This is a genomic window from Roseibium aggregatum IAM 12614, from assembly GCF_000168975.1.
GTDB classification, from domain to species: domain Bacteria; phylum Pseudomonadota; class Alphaproteobacteria; order Rhizobiales; family Stappiaceae; genus Roseibium; species Roseibium aggregatum.
Genome location: NZ_AAUW01000020.1, coordinates 142,011 through 154,164 on the forward strand (window position 1 = coordinate 142,011; position 12,154 = coordinate 154,164).

Below are 12,154 nucleotides of genomic sequence, written 5' to 3' on the forward strand. Positions count from 1 at the left end.
CATGGCCGTTATCTCCAAGTATCGGCCGATACTTCCAGCGGACTTGAATCCGGCCGATGTAGCGGATCAACCTGTCACCAGACTGGATGAGCGCCCGGAAGGTTCATATGCTTGAAATGTTGCAGGAAATGGCGCGGCTCCTTGCCGGAAAAGCGCATCTTCGAAGACTGGGAAGCCTGTTTTCCGAAACCGTGCTCCTGCAGGTTGGAGAGGAAGAGTATTACCTTCAGTTCGACCGCGGCATAGTGACATCCATTCGCGCCGAGATCAGCCGAAAGACGCCCTGGCGCTTTGCGCTCAAGACCGACAGGGCAGCGCTCGATGCCTTCTGGCGGGACCTCCCGGAGCCGGGCTATCACGACATTTTCGGCCTGGTCAAAATGGGCCGCGCCCGCATCGACGGGGACATTCTGGCGCTGGTCAAGAACCTTAGGTTTTTCAAGGAATTCATGGCTCTCGGACGCGAGGTGAAAAACAGATGAGCGCGAAAATCGAGAGCATTTGCGGGCGTTATGTCACCATCGAGGTGGGCGGCCGGAAGAACAGGCTGTATTTCGAAGAAGCCGGCAATGGGCGTCCTGTCCTTTGCCTGCATACGGCCGGTGCGGACAGCCGCCAGTGGCGCCGCCTCATGAACGACCCCGAAATCAACGCTTCCAACCGGCTGATCGCGTTCGATATGCCCTGGCACGGCAAGTCGTTGCCACCCGAGGGATTCGAGACCGAAGAATATCTTCTGACGACAGAAGCCTATATCGAGACCGTTCTGGGGATCGTCGACGCGCTGGAACTCGACCGGCCGGTGCTGGCGGGATGTTCGATGGGCGGGCGCATCGCCCTCCAGCTCGCTGCCCTGCACGCAGACCGCTTCTCCGGTTTCATCGCCATTGAGGCCAGCGACTTTCAGCCGGCCTGGTACGACATCGACTGGTTTCACCGACCGGACGCGCATGGCGGCGAGATGGGCGCCGCCCTCGTCTCGGCGAATATTTCTCCCCACGCGCCCATTGCCGAGCGCTGGAACACACTCTGGATGTTCATGATGAGCGGACCAGGGGTGTTCCGGGGTGACCTGAGCTTCTACACCCGCGACGAAAGCCTGATCGCCCGCTTGCCGCAGATCGACACAAAGGCGACGCCGGTTCATATCCTGGTCGGCGCTTATGACCTTACCTGCACTCCGGAAGACGCCAGGCGGACAGCCGATGCCATTGAGGGAGCAACACTGACGGTGATGGACGAACTCGGCCATTTTCCGATGAGTGAACATCCCGATGGCTTCCGGCCCTTTTTCCTGGACGCCCTTAGGCGGATGCCCGGTTCCTGACGGCATAGGCCACTCGAACAAACTGGCCAAACAAACTGGCTGAACAGCGTTTGCAGACCGTCGATCCGTCACTGCGTCATGACGCCGGGTGTGAAACCGGCGGGCGCAGGGCTCGCATGGTCTTTCTCCCCATCTCGGTTCGCCGCAGTGTCCGTCTTCAGCTGAAGCCGCCGGATGATGCGATTTCGCTCGGCCGACCACTCCCTCGCGGGAGGTATCAGTCAATACCGAACCGGGCATTGGAGAGTGGAGCGCACTTTGTTCACCTGTTCCCCGGTGAAAGCGTGCGCACGCGGACAAGCTGAGCGGGCGGACCGTTGTCTCCGACAAATACAGAAACAGAGACCCGGTTTCGAGGGGATCCGGGTTCATCTGACTTCCGGAGTGTTTAATATGACATCCTTCAAAAGTTCCATCGGAGCCCTGGCTCTTACGATGATCGGCGCGGTCTCCCTGTCACAGGTTGCCAGCGCGGAAAGCCTGGACATTCAAAGCGCCTGGCCACTTACCATGCCGGCCAGCGGCGCAAACGCTGACTATCTCGGAACGCTGCTAAACAGTGCCTCCGACGGGTCTCTGGAGGTCAAGGTCTATAGTGCCGGCAAGCTGGTGCCTTCGCTTCAGATCTTCGACGCCGTGCAGCAAGGCACCCTGGACGCCGGCATCACCTCGCCGCTTTACGTTGCCGGACGGTTTCCCGCCGTACAGCTTTTCGGAGGCATTCCTTTCGGCCCCGACGCGCTGACCCATGCCGGCTGGATTTACGAAGGCGGCGGCCGCGAGATCTGGGAGGAGATCTATGCCAAGCAGGGCGTCAAGACGATCCCCTGCGGCCTGATGGATAGCGAAGCCGGCGGCTGGTACAATTTCGAGATCAACAGCATCGATGATTTCAAGGGCAAGAAGCTGCGCTTTGCCGGCCTTGCAGGCGAAGCCATGGCGAAGGTGGGAGCTTCCATTGTGCTGCTTCCGGGCGGCGAGATCTATCCATCCATGGAAAAGGGCATCATCGACGGCACCGAACTCTCCATGCCGGCCATCGATATCACCCTGGGTCTGCAGCAGGTCGGCAAATACTACTATCTGCCGGGCTGGCACCAGCCGGCCGCGATGAACGAACTCATCGTCAACATGGACAAGTGGAACAGCCTGTCTGAAAGCCAGCAAGACCTGATCGAGGCAAGCTGCAAGGCGGTGAACCTGAAGTCCGTCCTGTCGACGCTGACCCAGAACGCCGATGCCGTCGATACGTTCGAGGCCGCTGGCGTCGAGATCAAGTCTTTCCCGCCGGAGGTTCTGGATGCCTTGCAGGCAGCGTTTGACGGAACGATCTCCGAACAGGTTGAAAACGATCCCGACTTCAAGCGTGTCTGGGAGTCCTTGCAGGCTTACCGCGCCTCCGCCGCAGCCTGGACAGAGCGCCGCTGACCTCTCGCATGGCAGGGACTGTCCCTGCCATGCAATCCAGCTGGAGCGATCATGCACATCCTTGTCATTTTTCTTGAGCGCGTGGTCCGCCTCGTCGGCCAAGCCGGCGCGCTCTTTCTACCGCTGTTGATGATCACGATCCTCGTCAACGTTGTCGCGCGCTATGTCTTCGGAATCGGATCCATCGAAATCGAGGAACTGCAGTGGCACTTGAACGCCGTTGCGGTCATGTCCTGTCTGGCCTGGGCCTATCAGCGCGACGCGCATGTGCGCGTCGATGCCCTGCACGCCCGCATGAGCCCGCGAACCAGGGCCGTCGTTGAGCTTTGCGGGGTCCTGTTCCTCCTGTTGCCGTTCCTCTGGTTCGTGACCGGCAGCAGTTGGAAGATCTTCGAATATAGCTGGAAGCTCAAGGAAGGCTCGCCCATGCCGTCGGGCCTGCCGGCCCGCTACATCATCAAGTTCGTCATGGCTGCCGGCCTTAGCTTGCTGTTCGTTCAAGGCATTGCCGTTGCTTTGAAATCCATCCTGACGCTGTTGCCGTCATCAGCGCGGAAGGGATAGCGCGCCGTGGATATCCTGTTCGTTTTTCTGCTGTGTTCCGTGTTCCTGCTGGTGATGTTCTCGGGCTACCCGGTCGCCTTTGTCCTCGGTGGTGTCGCGGTGGCCTTCGCCGCGCTTGGCACCTTTCTGGACGGTTTTTCCATTGATGCCGACATGGCGTCCTTGCGGATGATCGGCTTTGTGGCCAACCGGATTTTCGACAGCATCTCGAGTTACTCGCTGATCCCAATTTCCATGTTCATCTTCATGGGAATGATGCTCGACAAATCGGGTGTCGCCGAGCGGCTGTTGAAGCAGATGCACAAGGTGCTGCGCGTGATACCAGGCGGCATGGCTGTTTCGGTCATTCTCATCGGTGTCGTGCTGGCGGCTTCCACCGGCATCATCGGTGCCTCGGTGGTTCTGCTCGCCACCATTGCCATGCCCGCCATGCGCGCGGCCGGTTATGACGACAAGCTGGGCCTCGGCACCGTCGGGGCCACGGGCTGCCTCGGGATACTGATCCCGCCATCGATCATGCTGATCGTCATGGGCGACCAGTTGCAGATCCCAGTTGGGGACCTGTTTCGCGGCGCCCTGCTGCCGGGCCTTCTGCTTGCCCTGCTCTACATCTGTTACGCAATCTTCACCGCCATCCGGCGTCCGGACCTGGCTACCGCCATGCCCCTTGATCCGAACAGTTCTCTCGGCGACATGCTGCGCGGACTGGTCGGATCCCTGCTTGCGCCGCTTCTGCTCGTCTTCGCCGTCCTCGGCTCGATCATTTTCGGCATAGCAACACCGACCGAGGCTTCCGGCATCGGTGCGGCGGGGGCGACACTTCTCGCGGTGGCATCGAAGCGGTTGTCCTGGTCGGATTTCCAGGAGGTCTGCGAGAACACCGCCATCACGACGGCGTTTCTGTTCGCATTGATCTTCGGGGCATCCTGCTTCTCCGTCGTCCTGCGCGGTTACGGCGGCGACGAACTTATCGAAGCGGGACTTCACGCAATTGCCTTGCCGCCGATCGGAACCTTGATCCTCATTCTGGCGATCGTGTTTCTGCTGGGCTTCTTTCTCGACTGGATGGAAATCATCCTGATTGTCGCCCCCCTTGTCCTGCCCGTCCTGACATCTCTCGGCTATGAACCGGCCTGGGTTGCGATCCTGCTGGCCATCTGCCTGCAGACGTCCTTCCTGACACCGCCGGTCGGCATGGCCCTGTTCTACCTGAAGAACACTGTGCCGGACGTGTCCATTTCCCAGATTTACAGGGCGGTCATCCCCTTCATTGCCATGCAGATCGGAATATTGGTGCTTGTCATGGCCTTTCCCGGGTTCGTCTCATGGTGATGCCCGGGGCACAGCAAAAAAGGCGCCCGCGGGCGCCTTTCCAGCAAGTTTGCGCTCGGCGCAGGCCCTTACGGCTTCATCAGAACCGATTTCGACGGGTAGTCGGACGCCCAGGTCGCCGGCAGCGGCGCCACGAACACATTTTCGGTCCGGTTGCGGGTAAACCGCCACTTGCCGTCCTCACACTTCCGGTAGCTGTTGAACAGGCGCGAAGACCGCAGCAGAGCCTTGCCGTCGGAGAAGAGCCACGGCTGCATGTGCACCCAGTTGCCTTCTGCGGTCATGGCGTCGTCGGCAACCCGGATCTGCTCGGACGTCAGATAGTGGCAGTTCAGGATCAGTGCCGGATCGGTCTTTCCGCCCCAGAACCCCTGAAAGTGCTTCTTCACGGCGTCCCAGCCTTCGGCGCGGCCGAACTGGTTGTCGTAATATTCGCCAACGCCTTCCCAGACGGCTTCCGGCGCGAACAGCTCCATGATCAGGTCGATACGCTCGGCATCGCCGTCGCATCCGAATTCGGGGTTTGGTGTGTCGCACAGGAACATGTAGCGCGACTGTACACGCCGCACTTCGGCTTCAGCTTCAAGGATCGCAAGACGCTTTTCCAGGACGGCGAGGCGTTCATCAGACATTCGGTCGGTCTCCGGTCGGTTGGTTTGGTTCAACGCGACAGAGAGTGCCTCAAGCGAACATATATATCAATATTCACGTGAATATTGATTGACATGAATCAATGAAACAGTAATATTACCGCAAATGCCCGTAAAAACAGGGCAACCAGAGGGACTAAAATGATCAACGAGAGCGCAGGGACGCATGCGCTCATCCGCCGCCTGAACCTGGGCGGGGATGGGTTGAGTGTTGCCGTAAAGGATTGCATCGACATCGCCGGCGAAGTGACCGCGTGTGGCTCGGCTGCCGTCTCTCACGCACCGTCCGAACATGCCGATGTGGTCAAATCTCTCCTGGCTTCCGGGTGCAAGATCATCGGCAAGGCGAACATGCACGAGCTTGCCTTCGGCGTAACCGGCGTCAATACGGTGTTCGGCACGCCCGTCAACCCCAATTGGCCAGACCGCATTCCAGGTGGCTCTTCCTCAGGCTCGGCCGTTGCCGTTGCCGCGGGCCTTTGCGATTTTTCGGTCGGCACCGACACCGGCGGCTCGGTTCGCCAACCCGCAATATGCTGCGGCATCTATGGCTTGAAGCCAACCTTCGCCCGCATCAGCCGCAAGGGATGTCACCCGGCTGACAGTTCGCTGGATTGCGTCGGCGTTTTTGCCCGGACCTCAGCCGGGCTGACGCAGGCCATGGCAGCCAGCGACCCTTCCTTCAAGACGGAAACCTGCACAACCGCACCGCGCCTGGCCTGGGTCTCGACCGATCCGGACCCGAGCGGCGATAGTTTTGCGACGCTGAGCCGAAAACTGCCGGGTCTGGAACGGATCACGCTCGACGCCTTCGACGAGGCCTTTGCCGCCGGCATGACAATCATCAGCTACGAGACCGCACAGGCTTTCGGCCATCTTCTGGAGGCTGAACCACCGCTCGGACAGGATGTGAAAGCGCGCATTGCCAAGGCGCAATCCGTCAAATCTGCAGAGGTGAAAGCCGCAGAGGCGGTTCGAACCCGGTTCACCGAGGCTGTCGACACTGCGCTCGAGCAGTGCGACGCGCTGATCATGCCGGCGTTGCCGACCGTTCCCCCAACCCTGGAAGCCGCTTCGGATCCAGCCCAGATCATTCCGCTGACGCGGTTTTTGAGGCCGTTCAATCTGAGTGGCCATCCATCGCTCGTTCTGCCTTTTGCCATTGTCGACGGCTCACTTCCAATGGGCCTCCAGATCGTCGGACGCAAGGCGGACGATGCACGGCTGTGCGCCATCGCAGAATGGTTAGCCGACACGTTTCCCATGTTTCGCGAAGAGGATAGAAGCCAATGAGCGCAGAAGGAGCCGTGGCAGCACGGCCAAAAACCAAAGAAGACATCCTTGCAGGGATCAAAGACCGGGCCAGCGAATTCAACAAGTTGCGCCATATCCCGCAGGACGTGGTCGATGACTTCAAGACGCTGGGTGTCTACCGCGCCTTCGTGCCGGCACGCTACGGCGGCGACGCACTCAGCCCCGCCGACTTCTGCCGGTTGATCGAGGATATCTCAGCCGCCGATCCGTCGGCCGGTTGGGTGGCAAGCTTCGGTGTTTCTGCCACCTATCTCGCCTCTCTGCCGCAAGCGACCTACGAGGCGATTTACAAGAAAAACCCCGACACGGTTTTTGCCGGAGCAATGTTTCCGCCCCAACCCGCCAAGATAGTGGACGGCGGCTACGAGGTGCGCGGCCAGTGGCCCTGGGGATCGGGCATCATGGGCGCAGATCTCGCCGGCGCCGGCATCAAGGTTGAAGACAACGACACCAAGCTACCGCTGATCGCCATCATGCCGCGCGACAAGATCGAAGTGGTCGATACCTGGCGCACGGTCGGGCTGGCCGCGACCGGAAGCCATGACATCAAGGTCAATGGCGTTGTGGTGCCGAAGGAGTGGACGTTCATTCGCGGCGGCGCGCCGGCGATGGACGACAAGGTGTTCCGCTACCCGTCCATGGCGCTCGCGTCTCAGGTGCTGGCGGTCGTTGCCCTGGGCGCGGCGAGAGCTGCCCTCGACTACATCTACGAGACCGGGTCGCGCAAATCGGTCACCGGTGCACCGCCCCCTGGTGCCAGGCCGTATCTGCAGACCGAATATGCCAAGGCCAAGGGCGTTTATCTGGGCGCAGCGCATCTCTTCTACGATACCCTGGAAGAAGCCTACGAAGAGCTCGAACACAACGAGAAGGTCAGCCGCAACACGCACATCCGCCTGCGGATGGTGGCCTCGAAGGCAGCGCGCGATGGTGCTGAAGCAGCCCGCATGGCCTTCGCGCTCGGTGGCTCCAACGCCATCGACATCGGGCATTCGCTGAACCGTTACTGGATCGACGCGGCCGCCGTGGCTCAACACGCCTTCCTGTCTGAGGGAACCTGGACGGCTGCAGGAGCAGCCTTCTTCGAACAGGCGACCATGCCCGGATATCCGTAAGCCCAGACCCGTCAGAGGAATGAATATGACTGAGAAAAAACCGGTCCGCACGTTGTTGTGCTTCAACAATCATCCGACCTTTTTCAGCTTGCCGTTCGATCAGATCGGGCCGGTCTGGAAGGCGACCCAGGAACTGATGTCCTCCATCAACGCGATGGAGGGCGTGGAGATCATCGGAACGTTCGACGATGACCAGACCATGGTCGGCGCAACGAGCGGCTTTCCCTTCACCTGGTACATGCTGGTGGATTTTCCCGATCGCGAAGCCGTTCAGAGCGCCTGCAATCTGCTGCGCACCATCGAAGTGGGCGAGGAGAACCATCGCCTCTGGAAATACATGACGGTCGAGGCCCGCATGGGTCGCGCCCTGGAAATTCCCTCTGCACACAGGAGTTGAACGATGACAGCCGCAATGCCGAAATTCAGCGATCTTGACGCGCTCTATTCCAATGAAGAGGCGAAGGTCGCGACGGAAATGTATGAAGATCCGGATCTCTTTCAGGAAGAGATGGAAAAGATCTTCAAGAACACCTGGGTCTGGGTGGCCCATGAAAGCGAATTTCCCGACAAGGGTTCCTTCAAGCTTTCCAATGTCGGCCTCGACCCGGTCATTGTGGTCCGCGACCGCAAGGGCGTCATTCATTGCATGGTCAACCGCTGCCGCCACCGCGCAGCCACCGTGTGCGAAGTCAAGAAAGGCAAGACCTCTTCCTTCCAGTGTCCCTACCACGGCTGGGGTTATGGCCTCGACGGCTCGCTGCGCGCCCTGCCCTATCCCGAGCAGTATGGCGACGACTTCGACAAGGCTCAGCACGGTCTGTTGAAGCTGCGCACCGAAAGCTACAACGGCATGGTCTTCGCGACCTTCAAGGAGGACATCGAACCGCTGGTCGATTTCCTCGGTCCGAAAGTCTGCAAATACATCGATCTGTTCATGAAGCAGGGTGGTGGTTTCCCGGTGAAGGTGCTTGGCGAACATCAGTTCACGGTGCCGATGAACTGGAAGGTGCAGCTCGAAAACACCACCGACGCCTACCACTTCCCGGTGGTCCACAAATCCTTCCTTCAGTCGCTCGATGAGGCCACCGAGGACATGTTCGACTTTCTCGACAAGGGCCGCGGCTGGGTCGAGGACCTCGGAAACGGCCATTCCGTCATGATGATGATTCCCGAGCGGGAAGACCTGGATTCAGGTCTCGATGAGCCGATTGAGGACCGCTTCCAGGAGCTGGCCGAGGAAATCCGCGCCGAAGGCTATTCCGAGGATCAGGTCAAGAAGATCGTCAAGGCCGTCGGCGGCGCCGGCTTCAACCTCAACCTCTTCCCGAACGTGTCGTTCAGCCTTGCGTTTTTCCGCGTCCTGACACCGGTCAGCGTCGACCAGACCGACATCCGTCACATCGCCATCGGCATGGACGGCGGCCCTCAGGCGGCCAACCGGATGCGCATCCGCCTGCACGAGCATTTCCAGGGCCCGATGGGCTTCGGCTCTCCCGACGACGCTGAAGTCTGGGAACGGGTCCAGCGCGGCACAAAGGGGGGCGGACAACTTCCGATCCTCGTCAACCGCGGCATGGTCGACGAAGAGCCGGGCGATCTCGGACCGCGTGGTCACATCAGTGCCGAAACCGGCATGCGTGCGGCTTACGGAATGTGGAAACGAATGATGGTTGGTGCCTAAGATGACAATGGTAGATGCAAACGTCCTGACGGATGTCACCGAGTTTCTCTGGAAAGAGGCTGACATCCTGGATCGCAAGGACTACGACACCTGGCTTGACCTGTGGACGGATGATGGCCTGTACATCATGCCGATCGGCGACGGCGAGGACTACGCCGACCAGTTGAACCTTTGTTATGACAACGCCAAGATGCGGAAGGATCGTGTCGGCCGCTTCAAGGCAGGCTTCTCGATTTCCTCCGCGCCTCCGGCAAGGACCGTCCGCACGATCAGCCGGATCGTGGTGGAGGAGATGTCGGGCGATCTCATCAAGGTTCGCGCAGCCGAACACCTTGTCGAGGATAAGTTCGGACGCCAGCGCGTGTGGGCGGGCGATGCCTACTACACGCTCAAGCGCAGCGGCGGCGGCTTTCTTCTGCACCAGAAGATCGTCAAACTCCTGAACTCAGACGGGATGCTGAACTCGTTCAGCTATTTGTTCTGATGGCGGTCCCGCTGCCCGAACAAGTCCAGACTGCTGTTGTCACGGGCGGTGCCCGTGGCTTCGGCAAAGAGGTGTGCCGTTCGCTCCACCGTGCCGGTTTTCGCGTCGTGATCACCGACGTCGATCCGGGAGAGGAAGCGGCCGCGCTTGCCTCGGAGCTGGATCTTGCCGGCGAAACCGGCTGGACCGCGACCCTGGACGTCAACAAGCCGGAAGATTTCCAGTATGTCCTCGATCAATGCGTCGAGCGCTGGGGCTCGGTCGAGGTTCTGGTCAACAACGCTGCACGGACGGAAGCGCAGGCGGTGCTCGACATCGATCCGGCGAAGTTCAACGAAATCCTTGCGACCAACGCCGGCGGAACCTTTACCGGTTGCCAGATCTTCGGCCGCCACTTCAAGGAGCGCGGCTATGGACGGATCGTCAACATGGCCTCGCTTGCCGGACAAAACGGCGGCACGGCGACAGGCGCCCATTATGCGGCGTCCAAGGGCGCGATCCTAACCCTGACCAAAATTTTCGCCCGCGATCTGGCGCCGTTCGGCGTCACCTGCAACGCGATTGCTCCAGGACCGATGGACACCCCCATGGTGCGGGCGGTTCTGGGCGACAAGATCGATGCAGCCATCGCGAACATTCCGGTCGGCCAATTGGGCGATCCGGCATTCGTGGCCGACATGGTCACCATGCTCTCCTCTCCCGCAGCGGCCTTCGTCAACGGTGCCTGCTGGGACGTCAACGGCGGGATCTACGTACGGTAAGCACTCATGACCAAGACCTTGCACCTGACAGTAGAGGAAAGGATCGACGACCGCGGAGACATCGCCCGCATTCGCCTGTCCGGCAATGATCTGCCGGAATTCTCGGCGGGGGCGCATCTGGATGTCTATCTGCCGGATGTCGACCTGTGGCGGCAGTATTCCATCTGCTCGGACCCGGCTGAAACCGGGTACTACGAGATCGGCGTTCTGAAGGATCCAAACTCGCGCGGCGGTTCGCTTGCCGTGCATCGGTCGGCCAGCGTCGGCGCGAAGTTCAAGGTCGAAGGCCCAAGAAATCATTTCCCGCTTGAGGAGACGGCCGAGAGGACGATCCTCCTCGGTGGCGGGATCGGTGTCACCCCGATGATTGCCATGGCCAAGCGCCTTCATGCGCTCGGCAAGAATTTCGTCCTTCACTACTGCACCCGGTCCAAGGACCGGACGGCCTTTTTCGACGAACTCACATCCGCCCCCTTCGCGGACCGGATCGTGTTTCATTTCGACGATCAGGACGAGGCACAGCGTCTCGACCTGAAGCGGGATCTGCCGGCGCCGTCCCCCGGTACGCATCTTTATGTCTGCGGGCCCCAGGGCTTCATGGACTGGGTGATTTCGACAGCCGAAGCCGCAGGCCATGCAAGTGCCAACGTCCACCGGGAATACTTCAGCGCGGATGTGGACGTCACCGGTGACAGCTTCGAGGTGGAAGCCCGGGCATCCGGCATCACGGTGACGATCGGACCGGACGACACCATCGCCAAGGTTCTTGCCGCCCATGGCGTGAAGATCGAGGTGAAATGCGAGGAAGGTGTTTGCGGAACCTGCGTCACCGACGTTCTGGAAGGCGACATCGACCACCGCGACCAGTTTCTCACCGATGAAGAACGCGAGGACGCGGACCAGATCTGCGCCTGCTGCTCACGCGGCCGCGGCAAGCTGGTGCTGGATATCTAATCGATAAGGAGGGAGCGCTCATGGAACTCAGTCAGGAACAACTCGATTTCCGGGAAGGCATGAGCAGGATGGGCGCCGCCGTCAACCTGATCACGTCCGACGGCCCCGCCGGAAAGCACGGCCTGGTGGCGTCGGCGGTCTGCTCCGTCACGGACACTCCGCCGACCGTTCTCGTGTGCATCAACCGCAAGGCTTATGTGCACGACCGCTTTCTGCGCAACGGGGTTCTTTGCGTGAATGTTCTTGCATCCCAGCATCAGGAACTGTCTGGCGTCTTCGCCCGCTTTGTCGAAGGTGTCGACAGGTTCGCTCAAGGGGAATGGATGACCCTGGCAACCGGGTCGCCCGTTCTGAAGGATGCCAATGTCTCCATGGACTGCCGGATCGGTTCCGTTTTCGAACAGGGAACGCATTCCGTCATGTTCTGCGAGGTCAAGTCGGTGCACCTGGGAGAGAAACCCGGAAAGGGCCTCGTTTACTTCAGCCGCGATTACCACCACCTGGCGGCGAACCGCTAGCGGCTGTTTGTGCCGAAATCCGGGAA

General features: G+C 60.4%; 14 protein-coding genes. 13 read left to right on the forward strand and 1 reads right to left on the reverse strand.

Going from position 1 to position 12,154, the window contains the following annotated elements:
* The first annotated feature begins 107 nt into the window (after nt 1-107).
* The 5 genes from SIAM614_RS23975 to SIAM614_RS23995 all read left to right on the forward strand — a co-directional run bounded on the left by SIAM614_RS23975 (nt 108) and on the right by SIAM614_RS23995 (nt 4,651).
* A complete protein-coding gene (locus SIAM614_RS23975; protein ID WP_157140045.1) occupies nt 108-482 on the forward strand; it encodes a hypothetical protein in 375 nt (124 codons plus the stop codon).
* Nucleotides 479-1,327 (forward strand): alpha/beta fold hydrolase, encoded by an 849-nt coding sequence (locus tag SIAM614_RS23980; RefSeq protein ID WP_006938540.1) that lies wholly within the window; start codon nt 479-481, stop codon nt 1,325-1,327. The genes SIAM614_RS23975 and SIAM614_RS23980 overlap by 4 nt, the downstream gene beginning before the upstream one ends.
* A gap of 393 nt (nt 1,328-1,720) precedes the next feature.
* On the forward strand, nt 1,721-2,755 hold the full coding sequence (locus SIAM614_RS23985; RefSeq protein WP_006938541.1) for a TRAP transporter substrate-binding protein: 1,035 nt from the start codon (nt 1,721-1,723) through the stop codon (nt 2,753-2,755).
* Between the two features lie 51 nt (nt 2,756-2,806).
* Nucleotides 2,807-3,319 carry a TRAP transporter small permease subunit gene (locus SIAM614_RS23990; protein ID WP_006938542.1) on the forward strand — a complete coding sequence of 171 codons (513 nt, stop codon included), beginning with the start codon at nt 2,807-2,809 and terminating at the stop codon, nt 3,317-3,319.
* 6 nt (nt 3,320-3,325) lie between these two features.
* Nucleotides 3,326-4,651: a TRAP transporter large permease gene (locus SIAM614_RS23995; RefSeq protein ID WP_006938543.1), complete on the forward strand. Its 1,326-nt coding sequence runs from the start codon at nt 3,326-3,328 to the stop codon at nt 4,649-4,651.
* Between the two features lie 68 nt (nt 4,652-4,719).
* On the opposite strand, the gene SIAM614_RS24000 is transcribed toward SIAM614_RS23995, so the two are convergent.
* Nucleotides 4,720-5,283: a nuclear transport factor 2 family protein gene (locus tag SIAM614_RS24000; RefSeq protein ID WP_040440976.1), complete on the reverse strand. Its 564-nt coding sequence runs from the start codon at nt 5,281-5,283 to the stop codon at nt 4,720-4,722.
* 159 nt (nt 5,284-5,442) lie between these two features.
* Between SIAM614_RS24000 and SIAM614_RS24005 the strand changes: the two genes are divergently transcribed.
* The 8 genes from SIAM614_RS24005 to SIAM614_RS24040 are packed head-to-tail and all read left to right on the forward strand — an operon-like array spanning nt 5,443 to nt 12,128.
* A complete protein-coding gene (locus tag SIAM614_RS24005) occupies nt 5,443-6,594 on the forward strand; it encodes an amidase (protein ID WP_006938545.1) in 1,152 nt (383 codons plus the stop codon).
* The gene (locus SIAM614_RS24010) at nt 6,591-7,730 is read left to right on the forward strand and encodes an acyl-CoA dehydrogenase family protein (RefSeq protein ID WP_006938546.1); all 1,140 of its coding nucleotides are present in this window, start codon (nt 6,591-6,593) and stop codon (nt 7,728-7,730) included. Before SIAM614_RS24005 ends, SIAM614_RS24010 begins: the two co-directional genes overlap by 4 nt.
* Nucleotides 7,731-7,755: 25 nt before the next feature.
* Nucleotides 7,756-8,127 carry a hypothetical protein gene (locus tag SIAM614_RS24015; protein WP_040441000.1) on the forward strand — a complete coding sequence of 124 codons (372 nt, stop codon included), beginning with the start codon at nt 7,756-7,758 and terminating at the stop codon, nt 8,125-8,127.
* Between the two features lie 3 nt (nt 8,128-8,130).
* Nucleotides 8,131-9,411 carry an aromatic ring-hydroxylating oxygenase subunit alpha gene (locus SIAM614_RS24020; RefSeq protein ID WP_006938548.1) on the forward strand — a complete coding sequence of 427 codons (1,281 nt, stop codon included), beginning with the start codon at nt 8,131-8,133 and terminating at the stop codon, nt 9,409-9,411.
* Nucleotide 9,412: 1 nt separating this feature from the next.
* On the forward strand, nt 9,413-9,895 hold the full coding sequence (locus SIAM614_RS24025; RefSeq protein WP_208984087.1) for an aromatic-ring-hydroxylating dioxygenase subunit beta: 483 nt from the start codon (nt 9,413-9,415) through the stop codon (nt 9,893-9,895).
* Nucleotides 9,895-10,656 carry an SDR family NAD(P)-dependent oxidoreductase gene (locus SIAM614_RS24030; protein WP_006938550.1) on the forward strand — a complete coding sequence of 254 codons (762 nt, stop codon included), beginning with the start codon at nt 9,895-9,897 and terminating at the stop codon, nt 10,654-10,656. Before SIAM614_RS24025 ends, SIAM614_RS24030 begins: the two co-directional genes overlap by 1 nt.
* A gap of 6 nt (nt 10,657-10,662) precedes the next feature.
* Nucleotides 10,663-11,610, forward strand: coding sequence for a PDR/VanB family oxidoreductase (locus SIAM614_RS24035; protein ID WP_006938551.1), 948 nt, complete (start codon nt 10,663-10,665; stop codon nt 11,608-11,610).
* 20 nt (nt 11,611-11,630) lie between these two features.
* Complete coding sequence (locus tag SIAM614_RS24040) at nt 11,631-12,128, forward strand: flavin reductase (RefSeq protein ID WP_006938552.1); 498 nt, start codon at nt 11,631-11,633, stop codon at nt 12,126-12,128.
* Nucleotides 12,129-12,154: the final 26 nt, after the last annotated feature.

Excerpts from the sequence above, each read along its gene's own strand:
- SIAM614_RS24040 (WP_006938552.1), top strand. The coding sequence starts at position 11,631 with ATGGAACTCAGTCAGGAACAACTCGATTTCCGGGAAGGCATGAGCAGG.
- SIAM614_RS24030 (WP_006938550.1), top strand. The coding sequence starts at position 9,895 with ATGGCGGTCCCGCTGCCCGAACAAGTCCAGACTGCTGTTGTCACGGGC.
- SIAM614_RS24005 (WP_006938545.1), top strand. The coding sequence starts at position 5,443 with ATGATCAACGAGAGCGCAGGGACGCATGCGCTCATCCGCCGCCTGAAC.
- SIAM614_RS23990 (WP_006938542.1), top strand. The coding sequence starts at position 2,807 with ATGCACATCCTTGTCATTTTTCTTGAGCGCGTGGTCCGCCTCGTCGGC.
- SIAM614_RS24000 (WP_040440976.1), bottom strand. The coding sequence starts at position 5,283 with ATGTCTGATGAACGCCTCGCCGTCCTGGAAAAGCGTCTTGCGATCCTT.
- SIAM614_RS23980 (WP_006938540.1), top strand. The coding sequence starts at position 479 with ATGAGCGCGAAAATCGAGAGCATTTGCGGGCGTTATGTCACCATCGAG.
- SIAM614_RS24025 (WP_208984087.1), top strand. The coding sequence starts at position 9,413 with ATGACAATGGTAGATGCAAACGTCCTGACGGATGTCACCGAGTTTCTC.
- SIAM614_RS24010 (WP_006938546.1), top strand. The coding sequence starts at position 6,591 with ATGAGCGCAGAAGGAGCCGTGGCAGCACGGCCAAAAACCAAAGAAGAC.
- SIAM614_RS24020 (WP_006938548.1), top strand. The coding sequence starts at position 8,131 with ATGACAGCCGCAATGCCGAAATTCAGCGATCTTGACGCGCTCTATTCC.
- SIAM614_RS23975 (WP_157140045.1), top strand. The coding sequence starts at position 108 with ATGCTTGAAATGTTGCAGGAAATGGCGCGGCTCCTTGCCGGAAAAGCG.
- SIAM614_RS23985 (WP_006938541.1), top strand. The coding sequence starts at position 1,721 with ATGACATCCTTCAAAAGTTCCATCGGAGCCCTGGCTCTTACGATGATC.
- SIAM614_RS24035 (WP_006938551.1), top strand. The coding sequence starts at position 10,663 with ATGACCAAGACCTTGCACCTGACAGTAGAGGAAAGGATCGACGACCGC.
- SIAM614_RS24015 (WP_040441000.1), top strand. The coding sequence starts at position 7,756 with ATGACTGAGAAAAAACCGGTCCGCACGTTGTTGTGCTTCAACAATCAT.